The organism is Burkholderia sp. L-4 (assembly GCF_056856535.1).
On the sequence record NZ_JBXEOX010000002.1, the window covers coordinates 1,230,601 to 1,252,274 of the forward strand.

At 69.5% G+C, this 21,674-nt stretch carries 17 protein-coding genes; 10 read left to right on the forward strand and 7 right to left on the reverse strand.

The genetic code is table 11. The features are described from left to right. Positions 1 to 75: 75 nt before the first annotated feature. Positions 76 to 402: an antibiotic biosynthesis monooxygenase family protein gene (locus AC1VVG_RS22410; RefSeq protein WP_034188371.1), complete on the forward strand. Its 327-nt coding sequence runs from the start codon at positions 76 to 78 to the stop codon at positions 400 to 402. Positions 403 to 412: 10 nt separating this feature from the next. Here the strand turns inward: AC1VVG_RS22410 and AC1VVG_RS22415 are convergent, their stop codons facing one another. Both AC1VVG_RS22415 and AC1VVG_RS22420 read right to left on the reverse strand, forming a co-directional pair. Beyond that, positions 413 to 1,240 (reverse strand): hypothetical protein, encoded by an 828-nt coding sequence (locus AC1VVG_RS22415; RefSeq protein ID WP_069245825.1) that lies wholly within the window; start codon positions 1,238 to 1,240, stop codon positions 413 to 415. A 155-nt stretch (positions 1,241 to 1,395) separates the two neighbouring features. Further along, positions 1,396 to 2,328: a LysR family transcriptional regulator gene (locus tag AC1VVG_RS22420; RefSeq protein ID WP_175028512.1), complete on the reverse strand. Its 933-nt coding sequence runs from the start codon at positions 2,326 to 2,328 to the stop codon at positions 1,396 to 1,398. 206 nt (positions 2,329 to 2,534) lie between these two features. On the opposite strand from AC1VVG_RS22420, the gene AC1VVG_RS22425 reads away from it, so the two are divergent. The 4 genes from AC1VVG_RS22425 to pdeR all read left to right on the forward strand — a co-directional run bounded on the left by AC1VVG_RS22425 (position 2,535) and on the right by pdeR (position 11,020). Continuing rightward, the gene (locus tag AC1VVG_RS22425) at positions 2,535 to 3,308 is read left to right on the forward strand and encodes a putative hydro-lyase (protein WP_034188369.1); all 774 of its coding nucleotides are present in this window, start codon (positions 2,535 to 2,537) and stop codon (positions 3,306 to 3,308) included. Positions 3,309 to 3,392: 84 nt separating this feature from the next. Further along, positions 3,393 to 4,691, forward strand: coding sequence for an MFS transporter (locus tag AC1VVG_RS22430; protein WP_034188368.1), 1,299 nt, complete (start codon positions 3,393 to 3,395; stop codon positions 4,689 to 4,691). Positions 4,692 to 4,811: 120 nt separating this feature from the next. Then, entirely contained in the window at positions 4,812 to 8,456 is a 3,645-nt protein-coding gene (locus AC1VVG_RS22435; RefSeq protein WP_482836313.1) for a hydantoinase B/oxoprolinase family protein, read from the forward strand. Positions 8,457 to 9,016: 560 nt separating this feature from the next. After that, on the forward strand, positions 9,017 to 11,020 hold the full coding sequence (gene pdeR / locus AC1VVG_RS22440) for a cyclic di-GMP phosphodiesterase (RefSeq protein ID WP_482836314.1): 2,004 nt from the start codon (positions 9,017 to 9,019) through the stop codon (positions 11,018 to 11,020). 48 nt (positions 11,021 to 11,068) lie between these two features. Here pdeR and AC1VVG_RS22445 read toward each other — a convergent pair whose 3' ends face one another. Then, a complete protein-coding gene (locus AC1VVG_RS22445) occupies positions 11,069 to 11,932 on the reverse strand; it encodes a crotonase/enoyl-CoA hydratase family protein (RefSeq protein WP_069245828.1) in 864 nt (287 codons plus the stop codon). 420 nt (positions 11,933 to 12,352) lie between these two features. Here AC1VVG_RS22445 and AC1VVG_RS22450 point away from each other — a divergent pair, with 420 nt between their 5' ends. Next, on the forward strand, positions 12,353 to 14,260 hold the full coding sequence (locus AC1VVG_RS22450) for a DUF3857 domain-containing transglutaminase family protein (protein ID WP_482836316.1): 1,908 nt from the start codon (positions 12,353 to 12,355) through the stop codon (positions 14,258 to 14,260). A gap of 69 nt (positions 14,261 to 14,329) precedes the next feature. Further along, on the forward strand, positions 14,330 to 14,500 hold the full coding sequence (locus AC1VVG_RS22455) for a hypothetical protein (protein ID WP_167361897.1): 171 nt from the start codon (positions 14,330 to 14,332) through the stop codon (positions 14,498 to 14,500). A 59-nt stretch (positions 14,501 to 14,559) separates the two neighbouring features. Here AC1VVG_RS22455 and AC1VVG_RS22460 read toward each other — a convergent pair whose 3' ends face one another. After that, a complete protein-coding gene (locus AC1VVG_RS22460) occupies positions 14,560 to 15,609 on the reverse strand; it encodes a cupin domain-containing protein (protein ID WP_482836318.1) in 1,050 nt (349 codons plus the stop codon). 70 nt (positions 15,610 to 15,679) lie between these two features. On the opposite strand from AC1VVG_RS22460, the gene AC1VVG_RS22465 reads away from it, so the two are divergent. Then, a complete protein-coding gene (locus tag AC1VVG_RS22465; protein WP_034188362.1) occupies positions 15,680 to 16,882 on the forward strand; it encodes an MFS transporter in 1,203 nt (400 codons plus the stop codon). Positions 16,883 to 16,931: 49 nt separating this feature from the next. Here AC1VVG_RS22465 and AC1VVG_RS22470 read toward each other — a convergent pair whose 3' ends face one another. Next, positions 16,932 to 17,810 carry an aldo/keto reductase family oxidoreductase gene (locus AC1VVG_RS22470; protein ID WP_034188361.1) on the reverse strand — a complete coding sequence of 293 codons (879 nt, stop codon included), beginning with the start codon at positions 17,808 to 17,810 and terminating at the stop codon, positions 16,932 to 16,934. A gap of 101 nt (positions 17,811 to 17,911) precedes the next feature. Between AC1VVG_RS22470 and AC1VVG_RS22475 the strand changes: the two genes are divergently transcribed. After that, positions 17,912 to 18,811, forward strand: coding sequence for a LysR family transcriptional regulator (locus AC1VVG_RS22475; protein WP_069245831.1), 900 nt, complete (start codon positions 17,912 to 17,914; stop codon positions 18,809 to 18,811). A gap of 342 nt (positions 18,812 to 19,153) precedes the next feature. Here AC1VVG_RS22475 and AC1VVG_RS22480 read toward each other — a convergent pair whose 3' ends face one another. Together AC1VVG_RS22480 and AC1VVG_RS22485 are read right to left on the reverse strand one after the other, a co-directional pair. After that, positions 19,154 to 19,915, reverse strand: a complete 762-nt coding sequence (locus tag AC1VVG_RS22480) for an isocitrate lyase/PEP mutase family protein (protein WP_482836320.1) — start codon at positions 19,913 to 19,915, stop codon at positions 19,154 to 19,156. After that, positions 19,902 to 20,957: a saccharopine dehydrogenase NADP-binding domain-containing protein gene (locus AC1VVG_RS22485; RefSeq protein ID WP_482836321.1), complete on the reverse strand. Its 1,056-nt coding sequence runs from the start codon at positions 20,955 to 20,957 to the stop codon at positions 19,902 to 19,904. Before AC1VVG_RS22485 ends, AC1VVG_RS22480 begins: the two co-directional genes overlap by 14 nt. Positions 20,958 to 21,087: 130 nt before the next feature. Here AC1VVG_RS22485 and AC1VVG_RS22490 point away from each other — a divergent pair, with 130 nt between their 5' ends. Further along, the gene (locus AC1VVG_RS22490) at positions 21,088 to 21,669 is read left to right on the forward strand and encodes a TetR/AcrR family transcriptional regulator (RefSeq protein WP_482836322.1); all 582 of its coding nucleotides are present in this window, start codon (positions 21,088 to 21,090) and stop codon (positions 21,667 to 21,669) included. Positions 21,670 to 21,674 lie beyond the last annotated feature (5 nt).

The following is a 21,674-nucleotide window of genomic DNA, read 5'->3' on the forward strand; positions in this document are numbered from 1 at the left end:
CGCCGCATGACGATCGCGGCACGCCGTGCGTGCCGTACACTTGGCGCTCTTTCAACCGTTCTCGATGGAGCGTGCATGTACGCGTCGACCTTCATTTTCCGTGCCGGGCGATACGACGACGAATTCCACCGGCTCGACCGGCAGATCGCCGACATGGCGCGCGCGACGCCCGGCTATGTCGGCGAGGAAACGTGGGAGAACGCCGAAGCGGGGTTGATCCAGAACGTCTACTACTGGGAATCGGAGGCGGCGCTGCAGCAGTTGATGCAGCATCCCGCGCACCTCGAAGCCAAAGCGAAGCAGGCTCGCTGGCTCGACGGCTATCGCGTCGTGATTTCGAAGGTGCTCCGCGAGTACGGTGACGGCAAGCTGACGCAGCCGCACGCGGGGCAACCGGCGTAAGCGTCGCCGCTCAGGCGGTCGCTCCGGTTTCACCCGGCGTGGCCGGGTCGCCCGCCGTGCGTTCCCAGATCGGGAACGTCGCGTTCTGGATCGACGTCTGCGCGTCGACGACCTTGCGGTGATCGATGCCGGGCAGGTCGAGCAGCCGGTCGACCGCCGCCTTCGCGCCTTCGGCATCCTGCGGAAATCCGCACGCGAACTGCTTGCGCGTATCGAACAGGAGCCACCAGACGTCCGACACGAACGGGCCCTGGTCGTTGGTTTCGATCACGACCGCACCGAGGTCGGACAGCGCGATCCCGCGCGTTGCACCGGTCTGGTCGGTCGCTTCGATGCGCGTGCCGGCCGCCGTGACGGTCCAGCCCGTTTTCCGGCCGGGCGGGCGGGCCGGTGACGGCGCGGCGGCGACCGCCGCCACGGCCGCCGCGCCGTCCTTCCGCTGGCGCCCGTCGATCCACGGCAACGCGGCGCCGCCCGCCATCGCCACGATCCACAGGTAGTATCCGGCGCCGAACGTGGTGATCTTTTCGTAGTTCGCGTCGGTCGGGATCGTGTGCCACCCGATCGCAAATACCACGACCACGGCGAGCAGCGCGGACACGGTGCGGTTCGGCCTGATCAGCGCGGCGATCAGCAGCGGATTGCCGAGCCACGCGAACTGCAGGTCGAGGATCGCGAGCCCGCCGAGCGCGAGCACCGTGTACCCGTGCCACCAGCTCACCGCGCCCGCGGCATTCGGCGGTTCGGCCGCGACGGGCAGCAGCAGCGACGCGACGTACAGCGCCACGATCACGGCGCGCGCGAGATTCAGGCGGGTGGAGGCGGAGCGGATCGGCATGTTGCCCTCTGGTCGTGCAGGAGCATGCGAAGCGATGAATGCCGGCCGGCCGTGCCGTCATTCTCGATGGAGGGCGCGATGGTGCGGACGCGCCGAAGGCGATTGTGGGCGATTCCCGCGGCGATGTCGAACGCGCGTCATCGGCCGCTGCAACGTCACAGCGCTTCGACCAGCAACCGCTTGCTCTTCTCGCAGTACTCGTGACACGCGGCCCGCGCGGCGATCGACGCGCCGTGCACGAATCGCGGTGCGTCCGCGCGTCGCGACATCGACACGACGATCGACGGCGGCGACGGCTGCAGCGGCAGCTCGACCACTTCGCCGCTCTCGATCAGCGCGTCGACGAACAGCACCGGAATCGCGGCGACGCCGAAACCGTCGCGCACCAGCTGCACGATCACCGAGATCGACGGCGAGCCGGTGATGCGCGTGTCCGACAGCGGCACGCCGTGCGCATGCGCGAGCGTGCGCACGATGTCCTCCAGCGCGCGATGGGGCGCGGTGCCGCGCCCGTACGTGAGGATCGGCTGGCGCAGCACCTGCCGCGCGAGGCCCGTGCGCGTGTTCGGCAGCAGCCCCGCGCGGGCGATCCAGCGCACCGGGTAGTTCGCGAGCGCGTCGCACACGACCGACGCCTCGTCGCTGCCCTCCACGCGGATGATCAGGTCGAGCTCGCCGGCCATCAGCCGGCGCTGCAGCACGACGCTCACGTCGACGGTCAGGTCGATCTCCAGCTGCGGGTAGTCGGCCGCGAGCCGCCGCATGTAGTGCGGCAGCCAGCTGTGCACGACGGTCTCGATCACGCCGAGCCGCAGCTTGCCGCGCAGCGCGCTCTCGCCCGCAGCGGCCGCCTGCAGTTCCTGCGTGGCCTCGACCACGGCCTTCGCATAGCCGAGCAGGTACTCGCCGTTCGGCGTGAGCCGGAATTCGCGACTGTCGCGATCGACGAGTACCGTCTGCAGTTCGTCCTCGAGCGCCTTCAGGCGCTGCGAGATCGCGGCCGGCGTCGCATGCAGCGCGGCCGCCGTCGTGCGGAAGTTGCGCAGCTTCGCGAGCGTGACGAAGGTTTCGAGAAAACGCGTGTTCATGGCGGATCGGGCGAAGGGGCGATGCGCAGCTTGCCGCTGAGGAAAAGTGAACGGGACCGGGGGAAACCCGAGGGTGCGTTAAGAAATTCTATACAAGAAGTGCAAAAAAACTCGTTGGCGGTCAATTTTTTTCCTTTCTATTCTTCGCCGTAACCGATGACACATCACCGTCATCCCGACGACAACCCGATCCGCGACAGAACCTCATGACGCCTTCCGAATTCCGCCAGTCCGTGCGCAGCGGCGCATTCCGCGGCCCGACCGCCGGCCATTGCGGCCCGTTCGCGCAAGCGAACCTCGCGATCCTGCCCGACGCGTATGCGCACGATTTCCTGCGCTTTTGTCAGGCGAATCCGAAAGCCTGCCCGCTGCTCGGCGTCGGCGAACCGGGCGCGTTCCGGATCGACGCGCTCGGCGAGGATCTCGACATCCGCACCGACGTGCCGAGCTACAACGTCTACCGCGACGGCCGCCTGACCGAGCGCGTCGAGTCGCTGGAAGCGCTGTGGCGCGACGATTTCGTCGTGTTCGCGATCGGCTGCTCGTTCTCGTTCGAGGACATGCTCGCCCGCGAGGGCATCGGCTTGCGCCACGTCGAGGAGGGGCGCAACGTGCCGATGTACCGCACGTCGATCGCGAACCGCCGCGCGGGCATCTTCGGCGGCCAGCTGGTCGTGTCGATGCGGCCGATGCGCGGCGCCGACGCGATCCGCGCGGTGCAGATCACGAGCCGGTTCCCGGGCGTGCACGGCGCGCCGATCCATATCGGCCACCCGCGTGCGCTCGGCATCGCCGATCTGGACGCCCCCGAATTCGGCGACGCGGTGACGATCCGCGACGACGAACTGCCGGTGTTCTGGGCATGCGGCGTGACGCCGCAAACCGCGCTGATGGACGCGAAGCTGCCGATCGCGATCGCGCATACGCCCGGCCACATGCTGATGACCGACATCACGAACGCATCGCTGGCCGTTTTCTGAATTCAGGGGCCGACGGACGGCCCAAGCCCGATACCCCGCACGCCCGATCGCCATTCGAACGCGCATAACGACAGGAGCACCACCATGGAAAGCAAGACCCTCGCGGCACCCGCCGCGGAGCCCGCGAGCCGAGCGCGCAGCGGCCTGTTCTCGTGGTACGCGGACGCACAGTCGCGCGAGCGCCGCGCATTCTGGAGCTGCAAGGTCGGCTACATGCTCGACGGGATGGATACGCAGATGCTGTCGTTCGTGATTCCGACGCTCGTCGCGACGTGGGGCATCTCGCTCGCGGACGCCGGCTTCATCGGCACGGTCACGCTGCTCGCGTCGGCGGCGGGCGGCTGGATCGCCGGCATCCTGTCCGACCGGATCGGACGCGTGCGCACGCTGCAGCTCACGGTGCTGTGGTTCGCGGTGTTCACCGCGCTGTGCGGGCTCGCGCAGAACTACCACCAGCTGCTCGCGGCGCGTGCGCTGATGGGCTTCGGCTTCGGCGGCGAATGGACGGCCGGCGCGGTGCTGATCGGCGAAGTGATCCGCGCGCGCGACCGCGGCAAGGCCGTCGGGCTCGTGCAGTCGGGCTGGGCGATCGGCTGGGGGCTGTGCGCGCTGCTGTATGCGCTACTGTTCTCGGTGCTGCCGGCCGAGCAGGCGTGGCGCGCGCTGTTCCTCGTCGGGCTCGCGCCCGCGCTGCTGGTCGTCGCGATCCGCCGCTACGTGAAGGAGCCGGACGTCTACGAGAAGGAGAAGGCCGCGCAGGCACAGGTGGCCGACGCGCCGCGCCTGACCGAGATCTTCGCGCCGAAGCTGATCACGACGACGCTGCGCGCGGCGCTGCTGACGACCGGCGCGCAGGGCGGCTACTACGCGATCACGACGTGGCTGCCGACCTTCCTGAAGACCGAGCGTCACCTCACGGTGATGGGCACCGGCGGCTATCTCGCGATGATCATCTTCGGTTCGTGGGTCGGCTACCTGACGAGCGCGTACCTGACCGACCGCCTCGGCCGCAAGCCGAACTTCATCCTGTTCGCGGTCGGCTCGATGGTGATCGCATTCGCGTACACGTCGCTGAACCTGACCAACGCGTCGATGCTGTGGCTCGGCTTCCCGCTCGGCTTCTTCGCATCGGGCATCTTCTCGGGGATGGGCGCGTTCCTCACCGAACTGTTCCCGACCCGCGTGCGCGGTTCCGGCCAGGGCTTCTGCTACAACGTGGGCCGCGCGATCGGTGCGCTGTTCCCGTTCCTGATCGGTGCGCTGTCGAAGCAGTACGGGCTCGGCACGAGCATCGGCATCTTCGCGGTCGCCGCGTACGGCGTGGTGATCGTCGCCGCGCTGACGCTGCCCGAGACCCGCGGCCGCGAACTCGACGCCGCGTAAGCGGCCGGGCGGCCCGCCCTTCGTCCTGCTTCCCCTTTCATCGAGACCGTGACACGGCGTGCGACGCGCGCCGTGCGGCGGCGCTCGTCCCTCGATTCAACGACGCCTCGACCCGACATCATGACTGACCGACACCTTTCCTCCGTTCCCTCCGACGCCGCGCGCTGGCAATTCTGGATCGACCGCGGCGGCACCTTCACCGACATCGTCGCGCGCCGGCCCGACGGCACGCTCGTCACGCACAAGCTGCTGTCGGAGAACCCCGAGCAGTACCGCGACGCGGCCGTGGCCGGCATCCGCCACCTGCTCGGCCTCGCGGCCGGCGAGCCGATCACGCCCGCGCGCGTCGACATGGTGAAGATGGGCACGACGGTCGCGACCAACGCGCTGCTCGAACGCAAGGGCGAACGCACCGCGCTCGCGACGACGCAGGGCTTTCGCGACGTGCTGCGCATTGCCTATCAGAACCGGCCGCGCCTGTTCGATCTCGACATCGTGCTGCCGGACGCGCTGTACGAGACCGTCGTCGAGATCGACGAGCGCGTCGGCGCGCATGGCGACGTCGTCGTGCCGCTCGACGTTCAGGGTGCCGAAGCGTCGCTGCGCCGCGTGTTCGACAGCGGCGTGCGGGCGCTCGCGATCGTGCTGATCCACGGCTACCGCTACACCGCGCACGAACGCGCGCTGGCCGAGCTGGCGCGCCGCATCGGCTTCACGCAGGTGTCGGTGTCGCACGAGGTGTCGCCGCTGATGAAGATGGTGTCGCGCGGCGACACGACCGTCGTCGACGCGTACCTGTCGCCGATCCTGCGCCGCTACGTCGAGCAGGTCGCGCACGAGATGCCGGGCGTGAACCTGCAGTTCATGCAGAGCAGCGGCGGGCTGACGCGCGCCGACGCGTTCCAGGGCAAGGACGCGATCCTGTCGGGGCCGGCCGGCGGCATCGTCGGGATGGTGCGCGCGGCGCGCGCGGCCGGCTTCGGCCAGGTGATCGGCTTCGACATGGGCGGCACGTCGACCGACGTGTCGCACTACAACGGCGAGTTCGAGCGCGAGTTCGAGACGCAGGTGGCCGGCGTGCGGATGCGCGCGCCGATGATGAGCATCCATACGGTCGCGGCCGGCGGCGGGTCGGTGCTCGGCTTCGACGGCGCACGGCTGCGCGTCGGGCCCGAATCGGCAGGCGCGAACCCGGGGCCGGCCGCGTACCGGCGCGGCGGCCCGCTGACGGTCACCGACTGCAACGTGATGCTCGGCAAGATCCAGCCCGATTACTTCCCGCGCGTGTTCGGCCCGCACGCGGACGAACCGCTCGACCGCGACGGCGTGGTCGCGAAATTCGCGGCGCTCGCCGACGAGATCCATGCGGCGACGGGGCGGCGTGAGACGCCCGAGGCGCTGGCCGAAGGCTTCCTGGAGATCGCGATCGGCAGCATGGCGAACGCGATCAAGAAGATCTCGGTGCAGCGCGGCCACGACGTGTCGCGCTACGTGCTGACGACGTTCGGCGGCGCGGGCGGCCAGCACGCGTGCGGCGTGGCCGACGCGCTCGGGATGACGCAGGTGTTCGCGCATCCGCTCGCGGGCGTGCTGTCGGCGTACGGGATGGGCCTGGCCGACCAGACCGCGATGCGCGAGCGCGCGGTCGAGGCCGTGCTGTCCGACGCATCGCTGCCCGCGTTGAACGCGGCGCTCGACCGGCTGGCCGACGAGGCCGTCGGCGCGCTGCTCGAACAGGGCGTCGCGCCGGAGCGGATCGCGACCGAGCGGCGCGTGCACCTGCGCTACCAGGGCACCGATTCGGCGCTCGACGTGCCGGCCGGCAGCGTCGACGCGATGCAGCAGGCGTTCGAGGCCGCGTACCGGCAGCGCTACGCGTTCCTGATGCCCGGCACGCCGCTCGTCGCCGAACTGGCGTCGGTCGAGGCGATCGGCCGCTCGGACGCGCCGGTCGACATCGCGCCGCTCGCGCCGCGCGGGGCGGACGACGGCACCGCGCCGCGCGCCGATTCCGCGGTGCGCTTCCATTCCGGTGGCCAGTGGCACGACGCGGCGCTCTACGTGCGCGACACGCTGCTGGCCGGCGACGCGATCGACGGCCCGGCGATCGTCGCGGAGCAGAACGGCACGACCGTCGTCGAACCCGGCTGGCGCGCCGAGATGACCACGCAGGGCAACCTCGTGCTGACGCGCACGACGCCGCTGCCGACGCGCCGCTCGCTCGGCACCGACGCCGATCCGGTGCGGCTCGAGATCTTCAACAACCTGTTCATGTCGATCGCCGAGCAGATGGGGCTGCGGCTGCAGAACACCGCGTACTCGGTCAACATCAAGGAGCGGCTCGACTTCTCGTGCGCGATCTTCGACGGCGACGGCAACCTGATCGCGAACGCGCCGCACATGCCCGTGCACCTCGGCTCGATGGGCGAGAGCATCCGCACGGTGATCGAGCGCAACCGCGGCCGGATGCGCGACGGCGACGTCTACATGCTGAACGACCCGTATCACGGCGGCACGCACCTGCCGGACGTGACGGTCATCACGCCGGTATTCGCCGACGGCTCGGACGCGCCGCTGTTCTACGTCGGCTCGCGCGGCCACCACGCGGACATCGGCGGCACGACGCCCGGCTCGATGCCGCCCGATTCGACGCACATCGACGAGGAGGGCGTGCTGATCGACAACTGGCAGCTCGTGTCGGCCGGCGTGCTGCGCGATGCGGACACGCGCGCGCTGCTCGCATCGGGCCGTTACCCGGCGCGCAACGTCGAGCAGAACATGGCCGACCTGCGTGCGCAGATCGCCGCGAACCAGAAGGGCGTCGACGAATTGCGCCGGATGGTCGCGCAGTTCGGCCGCGACGTCGTGCTCGCGTTCATGGGGCACGTGCAGGACAACGCGGAAGAAGCGGTGCGGCGCGTGATCGGCGCGTTGCAGGACGGCGCGTACCGCTATCCGCTCGACAACGGCGCGGAGATTCGCGTCGCGATTCGCGTCGACCGCGCGGCGCGGCGCGCCGAGATCGATTTCACCGGCACGTCCGCGCAGCTCGACAACAACTTCAACGCGCCGAAGGCCGTCTGCATGGCCGCCGTGCTGTACGTGTTCCGCACGCTGGTCGGCGACGACATCCCGTTGAACGCCGGCTGCCTGAAGCCGCTGACGGTGATCGTGCCGGCCCGCTCGATGCTGAACCCCGAGTATCCGGCGGCCGTCGTGTCGGGTAACGTCGAGACGTCGTCGGCGATCACCAACGCGCTGTACGGCGCACTCGGCTGCGTCGCGTCGAGCCAGGGAACGATGAATAACTTCACATTCGGCAACGATCGCTACCAGTACTACGAGACGATCGCGGGCGGCAGCGGCGCAGGCAACGGTTTCGCGGGCGTCGGCGCGGTGCAGACGCACATGACGAACTCGCGGCTGACCGATCCGGAGGTGCTCGAATGGCGCTACCCGGTGCGGCTCGACTCGCACCGGATCCGCGCCGGGTCGGGCGGCGGCGGCCGCTGGCGCGGCGGCGACGGCGCGGTGCGGCGGATCCGCTTCCTCGAGCCGATGACCGCGTCGATCCTGTCGAACAACCGGATCCACGCGCCGTTCGGTGCGGCGGGCGGCGAAGCCGGCGCGCTCGGCCGCAACACGATCGAGCGGGCGGACGGCACGGTCGAGGCGCTCGACCATATCGGCCGCGCGCAGATGGCGCCGGGCGACGTATTCGTGGTCGAAACGCCGGGCGGCGGCGGGTACGGCGCGGCGGGCTGATTCGTGCGACCCGGCGCGGGCGGCCGCGCCGGGCTGAAATCATTGCAACGGACTGTGGAATAAAACAACGAATTCACGCACAAACGGAATCAAAAATGGCCGAAATCCGGTGCGCTGGCATGCGATCCGACCCTGTCTGAGCGGTGCCGCCAGTGCCATGCCGCGATCGCTCCGCGTCGACCGCAAACCCATGACCAGCAAGGCATTCAACCGATTCCGCCACGCCGTTTCGCCGTGCCGCACCGGGTCTTTCGCCGGCCGCAAATCATGAAAAATCCGGCTTGCCAATCGAGTCCCGATTCCTTGACACTCTGCTCTAAATGTGAGTGCCAATCCTCATCGTCATTTGATAAGATGGCTCTCATCATTCGTTTGGCAAAACCTGCGCGCGTCACGCGCGAACGCCGGTCGCAGTAGCTGGAAACAAGTACGGGACGAGGCCCGCTGTCACGGCAATCACGGCTGACCTGCCGGAACGCGCTCGGCGCGGCCCGGGCAGGGCGGTCGGCCCGCTCGCCTCCGTCTACACTGTGCGTTTTTTTCTGGATCGGGGCGTGTCCATGGATGACGAAAACGATAGCGCGGTGCTCGAGGCGCATGTCGGTACGCGCAGCCCCTGCTGGCGTCTCGGCAGCGACAGCAACGCGCTCGAGCTGGCCGCCGTGCGCGGCCTGACCAACGTGGCGGTTGCGCTGACGGTCGAGCAGGCCGCGCGCGTGCGTGCGCTGACCGGCGTCACGTCGCATCTCGTGCTCGACATCGCGCTGTTCGGCAATCCGGTCAGCCTCCATCTGGTCGGCAGGAAGGTCAACACGACCGACTGGGCCGGCACGGCGTCCGCCTATTCCGATACCGCATCCGTCGCCGACGATCTGTCGCACGGGCTCGCCTTCGCCGAGCAGGTCGTGTCCGAAGTCAATTCGCTCGTCGTGATCCTCGATCGCAACGGGATGGTGCAGCGCTTCAACCGGCTGTGCGAGGAAGTAACGGGCAAGCGCGAGGTCGACGTGATCGGCCGCAGCGCGTTCGAGCTGTTCATGAGCCCCGAGCAGGGCGCGCAGTCGCGCACCAACATCACCGGCTTTTTCGCGAGCAACCAGTCGTACGCGGTCGAGCGCTACATCAACACGGTCAACGGGCCGCGCCTGTTCCAGTTCCGCAACAAGTTCGTGCAGAGCGGCAGCGGCATCGACGAGCAGTTCCTGATCTGCTCGGGCATCGACATCACCGAGGAGCGCAACGCGCAGCAGCGGCTCACCGAGCTGGCGAACACCGACGTGCTCACCGGGCTGCCGAACCGCCATGCGATCAGCGAGCGGATCCGTGCGGCGATCGACGCGGAGAGCCCCGACACGCGCGGCCAGGTCGGGATCCTGTTCCTCGACCTCGACAACTTCAAGCGCGTCAACGATCACTACGGTCACATCACCGGCGACCGCCTGCTGCAGGACGTGTCGTCGATCATCAGCGGCTGCCTGCCGTCCGGCGCGACGCTCGCCCGGCTCGGCGGCGACGAGTTCCTCGTGCTGTTCGAGCACGGCACGCGGCCGCTGCTCGAGGCGACCGCGCAGATCATCCTCGAACGGCTGCGCACGCCGATCCATCTCGGGCTGATGGAGGTCTACACGAGCTGCTCGATCGGCATCGCGATGCATCCGCAGCATGGCGATTCGCTCGAGACGCTGATCCGCAGCGCCGACACCGCGATGTACGTCGCGAAGGAGGAAGGCACGCACACGTACCGCGTGTTCTCGCTGGAGATGAACCAGAAGGTCGCGAAGTACATGTGGCTCGACACGAACCTGCGCAAGGCGCTCGAGGAAGAGCAGTTCGTGCTGCATTACCAGCCGGTCGTCGATATCGCGACGGGCGACGTGCACGGCGTCGAGGCGCTGATCCGCTGGCAGTCGCCCGATCGCGGGCTCGTCGCGCCGATCGAGTTCATTCGTTTCGCGGAGGAGTCGGGGCTGATCGCGCCGCTCGGGCGCTGGGTGATGCGCACCGCGGCCGCACAGGCCGCCGCATGGAAGGCGAAGGGGCTCGGCATCCGGATCGCGGTGAACGTGTCCGCGCGGCAGTTGCAGGACATGAACATCGTGCACCAGTTCGCGTCGATTCTCGACGGCGCGGGGCTGAAGCCCGGCCTGCTCGACATCGAGCTGACCGAAAGCTGCTTCATCGAGGACGAGGATTCCGCGATCGGGCTGATGCGGCAGTTCCGCCAGCTCGGCGCGGAGATCCATCTCGACGATTTCGGCACCGGTTATTCGTCGCTGTCGCAGCTGTCGCGCCTGCCGCTCGATGCGATCAAGCTCGACCGCACCTTCATCACGGGCATCGACCGCAACCCGCGCTCGCAGGCACTGGTGCGCTCGGTCGTGTCGCTCGCGAAGGCGCTGAATTTCGCGGTGATCGCCGAAGGCGTCGAAACGCATGCGGAAGCCGATTTCCTCAAGCAGCTCGACGTCGATCACGCGCAGGGCTACTACTACGCGCGGCCGATGCCGGCGCAGGCGTTCGAGGCGTGGCTCGCGGAGACGCGGAAGCTCAGGCTGATCGCCTGAGCCTCGTGCCCGCCCAGGCGCCGCCGGTACGCGGCGGCGCCGGTTCCATTACACCGTGCGCAGCTTCGACACGCGGCGGTTCTGCAGCATCACCAGGCGCTCCATGTACGCGAGGTCCTTCGGCTCGATCGTGAACGCCGCATGCACCCACGATTCCGTGATGTCCATCAGCTCCGAGCGCGACAGCTGGAACACGCGCTCGCGGGCGCGCAGCATCGCGCGCACGCCGTTCAGCTTCGGTTTCGTCACGTCGATGAAGGTGCGCGTCGCGAGATACGCGTCGCCGGCGTCGAACGTCTGGTCGATCAGCCCGCGATCCTCGTACCACTCGGCCGCATGCGCCTCGCCGGTCGCGATCAGCGATTCCGCGAGGCCGCGGTTCGCCTTGCGCGCGACGAGCGAATAGCCGCCCATGCCCGGGAACAGGTTGAACGCGATCTCGGGAAACCCGAGCTTCACACCCTTCTGCGCGAGCACGTAGTGGTGCGCGAGCGCGGCCTCGAAGCCGCCGCCGAGCGCGCTGCCCTCGACCATCGCGATCGAGATCGCGCCGGTGCCGAAGCCCGTGTAGATCTCGTACACGCCGTCGATGCACGAGCGCGCGTAGGCCATCAGCTGGTCACGCCGGCCGCTGCGGATCGCGTCGACGAAGAAGCTCAGGTCGCCGCCGACGTTGAACAGCTCGGGGACGAGCGAGCCCGTCACCCAGAAGTCGAACGTGAGGCCCGAGTCGCGTGCGACGCGCGCGAGATGGATGATGTCGGTAACGAGTTGTTGGTTGAAGCACGGCCGCGGCTCCGATCGCAGCATCATCCACATGACGTTACGGCCTTCTTCGTAGAAGGCGGTCAGTTGCGACAGTTCGCCGGCTTCGTAAAACGGGCGGCACGCCGGATGGGATTGGAGTTGCATGGTATGTCCTCGTGAGATGTGGTTCTTGAAGACCATCGCGCCCGGCGCCACGCGGGGAATCGGGTTGCCCGCCGGGCGCCGGGCGCGAGGCATCGCCATTGTTGCGCGCGCACAAAAGACGAACTGCGGGGAACAACGCACGACCGGGACGCGGGCATCGATGGCGTTCGGACGGATAGGGCGCGCGAACGGATCGGGATCGGGAGGCGACGGCCGGCGTGCCGGACGGCGCCGATACGTGCGGAAAGTCGGGAGACGGCGATGGGCCGCACGGCTTGACGCTCGCCGGCACGTCACCCACACTGGATCGCACGACGGCCATCGGGCGGGTGGTCCGTCATGCGCGTGTCATGCGGGTACGACCTGTCGCGTGGGCGCGCAGTCCTGACGCCCGGTAACGAACGCGCGGAGAGTCGCGACGTGGCACGTTTTGCTTCCCGATGGGCCGGCTGTCTGCTCGCCTGCGCCGTTGCGCTCGGCGCGGGAATCGCCGCGGCCGGCACGCACGACTCGCGCGAGTCGTCCGGCACGGAAGACGAAGCCCCCGTCACGCTCGTCAGCGACGTCCACGAATTCGTGATCCAGCACGACGGCTCGCTCGACGAGCACGACGATTCGATACTGCGCGCGAACAATGCGAACGGCATCGACGCGGTCGCGCAGCGCTACGTGTGGTTCGACAAGCATCTCGAGCAGGTCGATCTGCTCGCGGCCGAGACGATCGATCGCGACGGCGTCGCGCATCCGGTCGGCGCGGACGGCATCCGCGACGTGCAGGAGCCGCGCTCGGCCGGCGCGCCGACGTTCCAGGACGGGCTGTTGCGCACCGTCGTGTTCCCCGGCGTCGAAGCCGGATCGAGCACGCGCGTGGCGTTCCGCAAGACGCGCACGAAACCCGTCAATCCCGGCTACTTCGGCTACTACGTCGAGCCGTCGCGCGAGCCCGTCGACAGCCAGCGGCTGATCTTCGACGTGCCGGCCGACATGCCGCTGCATGCGGACGCGCGCGGCTACGTCGCGCTGCCGCCGGTCACGGCGAACGGCCGCACGCGTTATGAATTCGATTACCGGCACGGCCCGTACGACCGCATCGAGAGCGGCGCGGTCGGCTATCCGACCTACGGCGACCGGCTCGTCGTGTCGACGTTGCCCGACTACGCGGCCTTCGCCGCCCGCTACCGCAACGCGGCCGTCGACCCGAGCGCGGGCGATCCGGCCGTCGTGCAACTGGCGCGCGCGCTCACCGCGGAGGCCGCCGATCCGCGCGACAAGGCGCGCATCCTGTACGACTGGGTGCAGGCGAACGTGCGCTACGTCGGGCTGTTTCTCGGCGAAACGGCCGCCGCGCCGCATCGCGTGACGGACATCCTGCGCAACCGCTACGGCGACTGCAAGGATCATGTCGCGCTGTTCGGCGCGCTGCTCGCGGCGGTCGGCATTCGCAGCGAGCCGGTGCTGATCAATCTCGGCGCCGTCTACACGCTGCCGTCGGTACCCGGTTACGGCGGCGGCGCGATCAATCATGCGATCACGTGGCTGCCCGACCTCGCGCTCTATGCGGACACGACGACGGCCGGCATCGCGTTCGGCTACCTGCCGCCGATCGTGATGGATCGTCCCGCGCTGCTCGTCGACACCGGTGTGCTGTCGCGCACGCCGGCCACGCAGCCGCGCGGCCGCATCGCGCGGGTCGGGATCGACGCCGCGCAACCGGGCGTCGCGCGTTTCAATGCATACGTCGAGGACAGCGGCTGGACGGCCGAACTCGAGCGGAACCTGTTTCGCCGGGCGCCGCACGATCGCATCGACGCGCTGGCGACCGAGCGTCTGAGGCAAAGCGGCCTGCGCGGCCGCGCGCAACTGTCGACCGGCGACCGGCGCGTGACCGAGGGGCCGTTCGACGTGACGGTCACCGGCACGCTCGATCATTTCGTGTGGCCCGACGGCACGACCGCGTTGCCCGCGCTGTCGAGCCTCACGGGCGGCATCGCGACGCAGGTCGAGAACTGGCTGGCCGAACCCGTGCGTACGCAGCCGTGGGGCTGCGTCGGCGGCACGTTCGACGAGACCGGGCAGATTGCACTGCCGGCGGATGTCGTCGTCACCGACCTGCCGACGGATGCGGACGTGCACGACCGCTTCGTCGCGTTCACGTCGCATTACGTGTTCGATGCGGCCGCGCGCATCGTCCAGGTCACGCGGCGGATGAAGGCGGATTTCGGTCGTCAGGTGTGCACGCCGGACGAATTCGCGGCGCTGCGTGGGTCGCTCGAACGCATCGAACGCGACACGCAGGCGCAGATCGTCGTGCGGGCGAAGCCGCGTTGAGCGGCGCGGGCACGACGTTCGCTACGCACGGGCGAATGGCCGCAACCGGCCAGCGTGCGGGAGGACATCATGACGGAACGGGATCACGAGATCGCCGAGCTCTCGAAGGACTTGCTGGGGCGGATCGTGCAGGGCACGATCGCGACCGGTGCAACGGTGAATGCGCAGCAGTGCGCGGCGCTTGCCGTGCAATGCGCGACGGCGCTGGTCGACAGGCTCGATGCGCGCAGCGGCGGCTGAACGCCGAAGTGACGCCAACATGACGCCAGGCGCCAATGCATGGCGCCGCGCGTCAGGCGTTACGCTTCGACACCGAGGTCGCCCTCCGCGCGCACCGCGCCCGGCGGCTTGCCCACCACGCGCTTGAACGCGCGGCTGAACGCGGCCAGCGAACCGTAGCCGAGCCGGTACGCGACGGCTTCGATCGTCTCGCGGTCGCGCGCGATCCACTGCGCGGCGAGCCGCATCCGCAACTCGGTCAGGTAGCGCACGGGCGTCATCCCGGTCGCCGCGAGAAACCGCTCGGCGAACACCGAGCGCGACACGCCCGCTTCGGTCGCGAGCTCCGCGACGCTCCAGTTGCGGCCCGGCTCGCGATGCAGCGCGACGATCGCGCGACCGAGCTTCGGCTCGCGCAGCGCCTGCACCCAGCCCGTTGCGTCGCCGCAGCCGCACTCGACCCAGCCGCGCACGATGAACGCCGCGACCACATCCGCGAGCCGCGCGAGGATGCCCGCGAAGCCCGCGCGCGCCGTGCATGCTTCGCGCTCCATCGCATCGAGCATCGGGCGGATTTCCGGGTAGCGCGCGAGCAGCGTGCCGACGTGCATGAACTCGGGCATCGTGCCGACCAGCGGCTGCATGCCGCCGAGATCGAGCTCCATGCACGCGCTGAAGATCAGCGCATCGCCGGCGCCCGGTTCCGTCGTCGCGCAGGTCGCGGGCGACACGCTGGCCGACGCCACCGACGCCACCGTATCGCAGAGCGTCGCGACCTCGAAGCCGTTGATCTCGCGACACGGCACATCGGGATCGGATACCAGCGCGTGCATGCCGCCATGCGGCAGCAGGATCGCGTCGCCGCCCTCGAGCCGCATCGTGGCGCCCGACGCGTCGCGCAGCAGCACGGGCCCGCGCACGACGAAATGGAACTGCGCGCGGCCCGGCGCATGGCCGAAGTTCAGCCCGAACGGCCGCGCGACCTGGATGCGGCGGTACTGCACGCCGCTGAGGCGCATCCCCAGCAGCAGCTCGCTGACGAGGTCGTGCGTGTCGGGAATCGGGGGCAGAAGGGGCTCGGACATAGCGAGATTCGGACGTTCGATCAATAAGCACGGATTGTATGTCATAGACCGTCCTGACGTGGTTCCTTACGATACGCCCTCATCAGTACTTTCCCTAACCGACACGGAACCACGCATGAATCCCGGAATCTCCTCGGCCGCCTCGACGGCGGCCCCCCGCGAACCGGCCTGGGGCGCGGTATTCGCGATGGCGCTCGGCGTGTTTGGGCTCGTCACGGCCGAATTCCTGCCCGCGAGCCTGCTGACGCCGATGGCCGACAGCCTCGGCGTGACCGAAGGCGTGGCCGGGCAGGCCGTCACGGCCACCGCGACGGTCGCGCTCGTCACGAGCCTGCTGATCTCGGCACTGACGCGCACGATCGACCGGCGGCGCGTGCTGCTCGTGTTCTCGGTGCTGCTCGTCGCGTCGAACCTGGCGGTCGCGTTCGCGCCCAACCTGACGATGCTGCTGATCGGCCGCGTCGTGCTCGGCATCGCGCTCGGCGGTTTCTGGACGATGGCGACGGCCACCGCGATGCGGCTCGTGCCGACGTCGATGGTGCCGCGCGCGCTGTCGATCATCTTCAGCGGCGTGGCGGTCGCGACGATCGCGTCCGCGCCGATGGGCAGCTACTTCGGCCACCTGATCGGCTGGCGCAACGTGTTCCTGATCGCGGCCGTGCTCGGCGGCGTCGCGTTCGTGTCGCAGCTCCTCACGCTGCCGTCGATGCCGCCGAGCGGCACGACGCGGCTGCGCACGCTGATCGACGTGCTGCGCCGGCCGACCGTCGGCCTCGGGATGTTCGCGACGATCCTCGTGTTCACCGGGCATTTCGCGTTCTTCACGTACCTGCGGCCGTTCCTCGAGCAGGTGGCCGGTGTCGGCGTGAACGGGCTGTCGGCGATCCTGCTCGGCTACGGCATCGCGAACTTCGTCGGCACGTCGCTGGCCGGCCGCGTGCTCGAACACCGGCTGCGGCCGATGCTGATCGGCATGCCCGCGTTGATGGTCGTGCTGGGCATCGCGCTCGTCGTGCTCGGCCGCGCGCCGGTGATCGACGCGGTGCTCGTCGCGTTGTGGGGGATGGCGTTCGGCGGCGTGCCGGTCGCGTGGTCGACGTGGGTCACGCGCACCGTGCCCGATGAAGCGGAGAGCGCGGGCGGGCTGATCGTCGCGGCGATCCAGCTGGCGATCGCGACGGGCGCGGCGGTCGGCGGCGTCGTGTTCGATGCGAACGGCGCGGCCGGCGTGTTCGTCGGCGCGGCCGTCGTGCTGGCGGTCGCGGTCGCGACGATCGTGACCGGCGTGCCGAAGCGCGTCGGCGTGGTCGCGTCCTGAGCGGCCGGGCGGCGCGCGTGGCACGGGCCGCCCGGCGATCGTCCGCGCGTCAGGCGGCGCCGGCACCCGCGATGCGGTCGAGCGCCGCGAGCGCGTCCGCCGGCAGATCGAGGTCGGCTGCCGCGAGGTTCTCGCGCAGATGCGCGACCGACGACGTGCCGGGAATCAGCAGGAGATTCGGCGCGCGGCGCAGCAGCCACGCCAGCGCGACCTGCATCGGCGTCGCGCCGGTACGGGCCGCCACGCCGGACAGCGTCGACGACTGCAGCGGCGAGAAGCCGCCGAGCGGAAAGTACGGCACGTAAGCGATGCCGTCGCGGGCAAGCGAGTCGATCAGCGCATCGTCGCCGCGATGCGCGATGTTGTAGTGGTTCTGCACGCAGACGATGTCGCAGAGGCGCCGGCCCTGTGCGACCTGCGCGGGCGTGACGTTGCTCAGGCCGATGTGCCGCACGAGCCCGCGCCGCTGCAGTTCGGCGAGCGTGGCGAGCGGCGCTTCGATCGATCCCTCGGCCGGCCCGTGCGGGTCGAACATGATGCGCAGGTTGACGACGTCGAGCACATCGAGCCCCAGGTTGCGCAGGTTGTCGTGCACGGCCCGTTCCAGTTCGTCGGGTGCGAACGCGGGCAGCCACGACGCGTCGTCGCCGCGTCGCGCGCCGATCTTGGTGACGATCACGAGATCGTCGCGATACGGATGCAGTGCTTCGCGGATCAACTGGTTGGTCACGTGCGGGCCGTAGAAATCGCTGGTGTCGAGATGATCGACGCCGGATTCGACGGCTTCGCGCAAGACCTTCAATGCCGCGTCGCGATCCTTCGGCGGGCCGAATACCCCGGGCCCCGCGAGCTGCATCGCGCCGTAGCCGATGCGTTTGACGTGGCGATCGCCGAGCCTGAAGGTGGCGGTGGGGTGAATGTCGGGCATGACCGTACTCCTGTCGATGAGATGAATGCGCCCAGCATAGGGACGAGCCGTCTGCGCGATAAGCCGTCATAATCCGTACGGGCTGTACGAAAAGGCGAACAATGCAAACCGATCTGGGCGATCTGAACGCGTTCATGGCCGTGGCACGCGCCGGCGGATTCCGCGACGCCGCACGCATGACGGGCCTCAGCGCGTCGGGGCTGAGCGAGGCCGTGCGCCGGCTGGAAGCGCGGCTCGGCGTGCGGCTGCTGCATCGCACGACGCGCAGCGTCGTGCCCACCGAAGCCGGCGAGCGCCTGCTCGCGCGCCTCGGGCCCGCGCTGACCGAAGTGGCGGCGGCGCTGGACGATATCGACGAATTCCGCGACCGACCGGCCGGCACGCTGAAGCTCAACGTGCCGGTCAGCGCATCGCGGCTCGTGTTGCCCGCGATCGTGCCGCGCTTTCTCGACGCGTACCCGGATATCCGGCTGGAAGTGATCGCCGACGAGAGTTTCGTCGACGTGCTGGCGGCCGGCTGCGACGCGGGCATCCGCTACGACGAACGGCTCGAGCAGGACATGATCGCGGTGCCGATCGGGCCGCGCGTCCAGCGGTTCGCGACCGCGGCGGCGCCCGGTTATCTCGACCGGCACGGCCGGCCGCGGCATCCGCGCGACCTGCTCGACCACAAGTGCCTGCGCGGGCGCTTCGCGAGCGGCGCGATGCTGCCGTGGGAGTTCGAGCGCGACGGCGAAGTCGTGCGGGTCGAGCCGGCCGCCGGGCCGCTGCTGGTCCAGATCGGCGGCGCGTCGGAATTGCTGGTCGATGCGGCGCTCGCCGGTACGGGCATCCTGCATCTGTTCGAAGAGTGGGTGCGCCCGCATTTCGACAGCGGCGCGCTCGAACGGGTGCTCGAACCGTGGTGGCGGCCGTTCCCGGGGCCCTTCCTGTACTACCCGGGGCGGCGGCTCGTGCCGCCGGCACTGCGCGCGTTCATCGATTTCATCAAGGCGTCCTGAGCATTGCCCGGCGCATCCGCGCGTGCGTCGAGCAACTGCCGGGCTGCGTCGTCGATCGCGCGGCCGACCGATTCACGATGCACGCGCCGCAGCAGGCTGCGCGACACGACGCCCCGGTCGGCGCGAACGGCTGCATGCCGAGCCGAGCGAACCTCGGATGCGGCAGGTTGCGTGGCCCTTCGCGCGGAGCCATGTCGATGCCACAGCCGAAACAGCCCGGTGCCGCATCGTTGGTCATCGGCACGTCCCGGTGGCGGCCCATCACGATCGCCCGAATGGCTGCGCGGCACCACCCGCAGCGTAGGCGGTGCGCACGCCGTGCGCGACCGTGCCGCGCATCCGCTAGCGGCTTTCCTTGATCATCGACGCGAGCGTCTTCATGGCCTGCAGGTACGGATACGGCCCGTGGCTGATGCGCGCCACGCCGTAGTCGGCGAGTTCCGCGAGCGTCGGCGCTTCCGACACGCGCATCACGTTCACGGGCAGCGGCGATGCGGCCGTCAGCGCGCGGATGAGCGCCGGCGAGCGAAGACCCGGCACGAACAGGCCGTCGGCACCGGCCGCCGCGTAGGCACGAGCGCGCGCCAGCGTTGCGTCGAGCAGGCGTTCGTCGTGCGCCTCGGCCGCGGCCGTGAAGAACACGTCGGTGCGCGCGTTGATGAAGTAATCCGCGCTCGCGCGATCGGCCGCCTGCCGTGCCGCCGCGAGACGGGCTGTCGCTTCGTCGACGTCGCGCAGTGGACCCGTCGCGGGAATACTGTCTTCGAGATTGCAGCCGATCGCGCCGGCCTGGATGCTCAGCGTGATCGTGTCGCCGACATCCTCCGGCCGCTCGCCGTATCCGCTTTCGAGATCGACGGTGACGGGCAGGCTCGTCGCGCGCGTGATCCGTTCGAGCACCTCCATCATCAGCGCGCGCGGCATCTGCTCGCCGTCGGTGAAGCCGTTCGCCGCCGCGACCGACCAGCTGCCGGTCGCCAGCGCGACGGCGCCCGCGTCGGCCGCCGTGCGCGCGCTGCCGGCATCCCACACGTTGAACAGCGCCAGCGGCTGGCCCGCGCGGTGTAGCGACCGGAACGTCGCGCCTTTCTCATTGCTGCCCATGCTTGCTCCTCCTGGTGAAAACCGGATCGGTCGTCGTGCCGAACGATACTGCCACGGTATCGAGCGCCGCGAGGAAATCGCGCGCGTCGAACAGTTCGCCGAGGCTGCGCACGCCGCCTGACACCCGCGTCTTGCCGGTGACCAGGCGCACGGCCGCCTCGACGATGATCGGCGCGCTGACCGCGTAGATGTCGCGGCCCGACGCGATCGCGCGATGCGTCGTGCCGCCCTGCGCGACGATCGCGTCCATCGCGAATTGCTGGGCCGAGCGGCCCAGTGCGTCGGCCGGCGCGGGCGGCGGCGTGGCGGCATCGCGCACGTCGCGCAGCGCGCGCGTCGCGAGCCAGGAATCGATCGTATCGATACGCAGATGACGCGCCAGTGTCGTGACTTCCGAAAACGGCAGCAGCGTCACGTCGACGGTACCGATCGGCGGCGGAAACGGCCACACGCGCTCGCGTGCGGCCGACGGCACCGGCGTCGGCTTTCCGCCTTGCTGCACGAGCCTCACCGCGCGATTGCGTTCGCCCGTCACGCGCGTGCCGCGCGTCGGGTGCCAGCGGTCGAGCCCGGTCGCGATGTCGACGCGGTCGATCGGCCGATCGCGGTCGGCGACCGCCGTGACGAGCAGGTCGGCCAGGCCGCCGTAGAACGCGGCGGCCGGCACGACGGTCAGGTTCGCGGCCCGCGCGCGGGCGTCGACGTGTTCGGTCAGCGCCAGCACCGACGGCTGTTCGGCCGTCAGGTCGAGATAGGGGATGCCGGCGCGCAGCGCCGCCTCGGCCAGCGGCAGCGCGGTATCGAGGTAGGGGCCCGCGCAGTTGATCAGGGCATCCGCGCCGCGCAACGCGGCGTCGAGCGCGGCCGCATCGTCGATCGCGGCGACGCGCGCCGGCGCCGCATCGGCGCCGTCTTCGGCAAGCCGCGCGGCGTCGCGGCCGAGGCGGAGCGCGCGAAGGCCGCGCCGGGCCAGCTCGGCCACCACGAACCGTCCGGTGTGACCGGCGGCGCCATAGACTGCAACCGTCATTCGATCGTCCATGACCCAATCCGATACAGAACGGTCTGTTTTATAGTACAGACCTGTAGCGTCGTCAAGATCACGGTGCTATGATCGGAGCCCCTGTTGCGGTAACGGCGGCCAGGACGGCCGGGCTTCGATGAAAAAGGACATGGATGCACACGGGAGCGTGCCCGATACGCGCGAACGCATTCTGCAGACGGCCAGCGCGCTGTTCTACCGGGAAGGCACGCGCGCGGTCGGCGTGGACCTGATCGTCGCGCAGGCGGGCGTCGCGAAGACGAGCCTGTATCGTCATTTCGCGACGAAGGACGACCTGATCGAGGCGTTCCTGTTGCGCGAGGACGCCGATTTCTGGGCGCATTGGGATGCGGTGGCGCAGCGCTACAAGCGCACGCCGCGCGAAGAGCTGGACGCGCAGCTTCAATGGCTGGGCGAGCGCATCGAGCGGCCCGGCTATCGCGGCTGTCCGCAGATCAACATCGCCGCGGAATACGCGGACGACAGTCATCCGGCCCGCAAGGTCGCGGTCGCGCACAAGCAGGAACTGCGGCGCCGGTTGACGGAGCTGGCGGGCGCGCTGCGGGTCGACGACCCGGCAACCTTCGCGCTGCGGCTCGCGACGGTCATCGACGGCGCGCTGAGCAGCGGTCGGGCGCTGCACGCGTACGGGGCCGCGCGGTTCCTGCAGGAATTCGCGCAACTGCTGTTGCCGAAGAAGGGCAGGAAGTAAGCGCG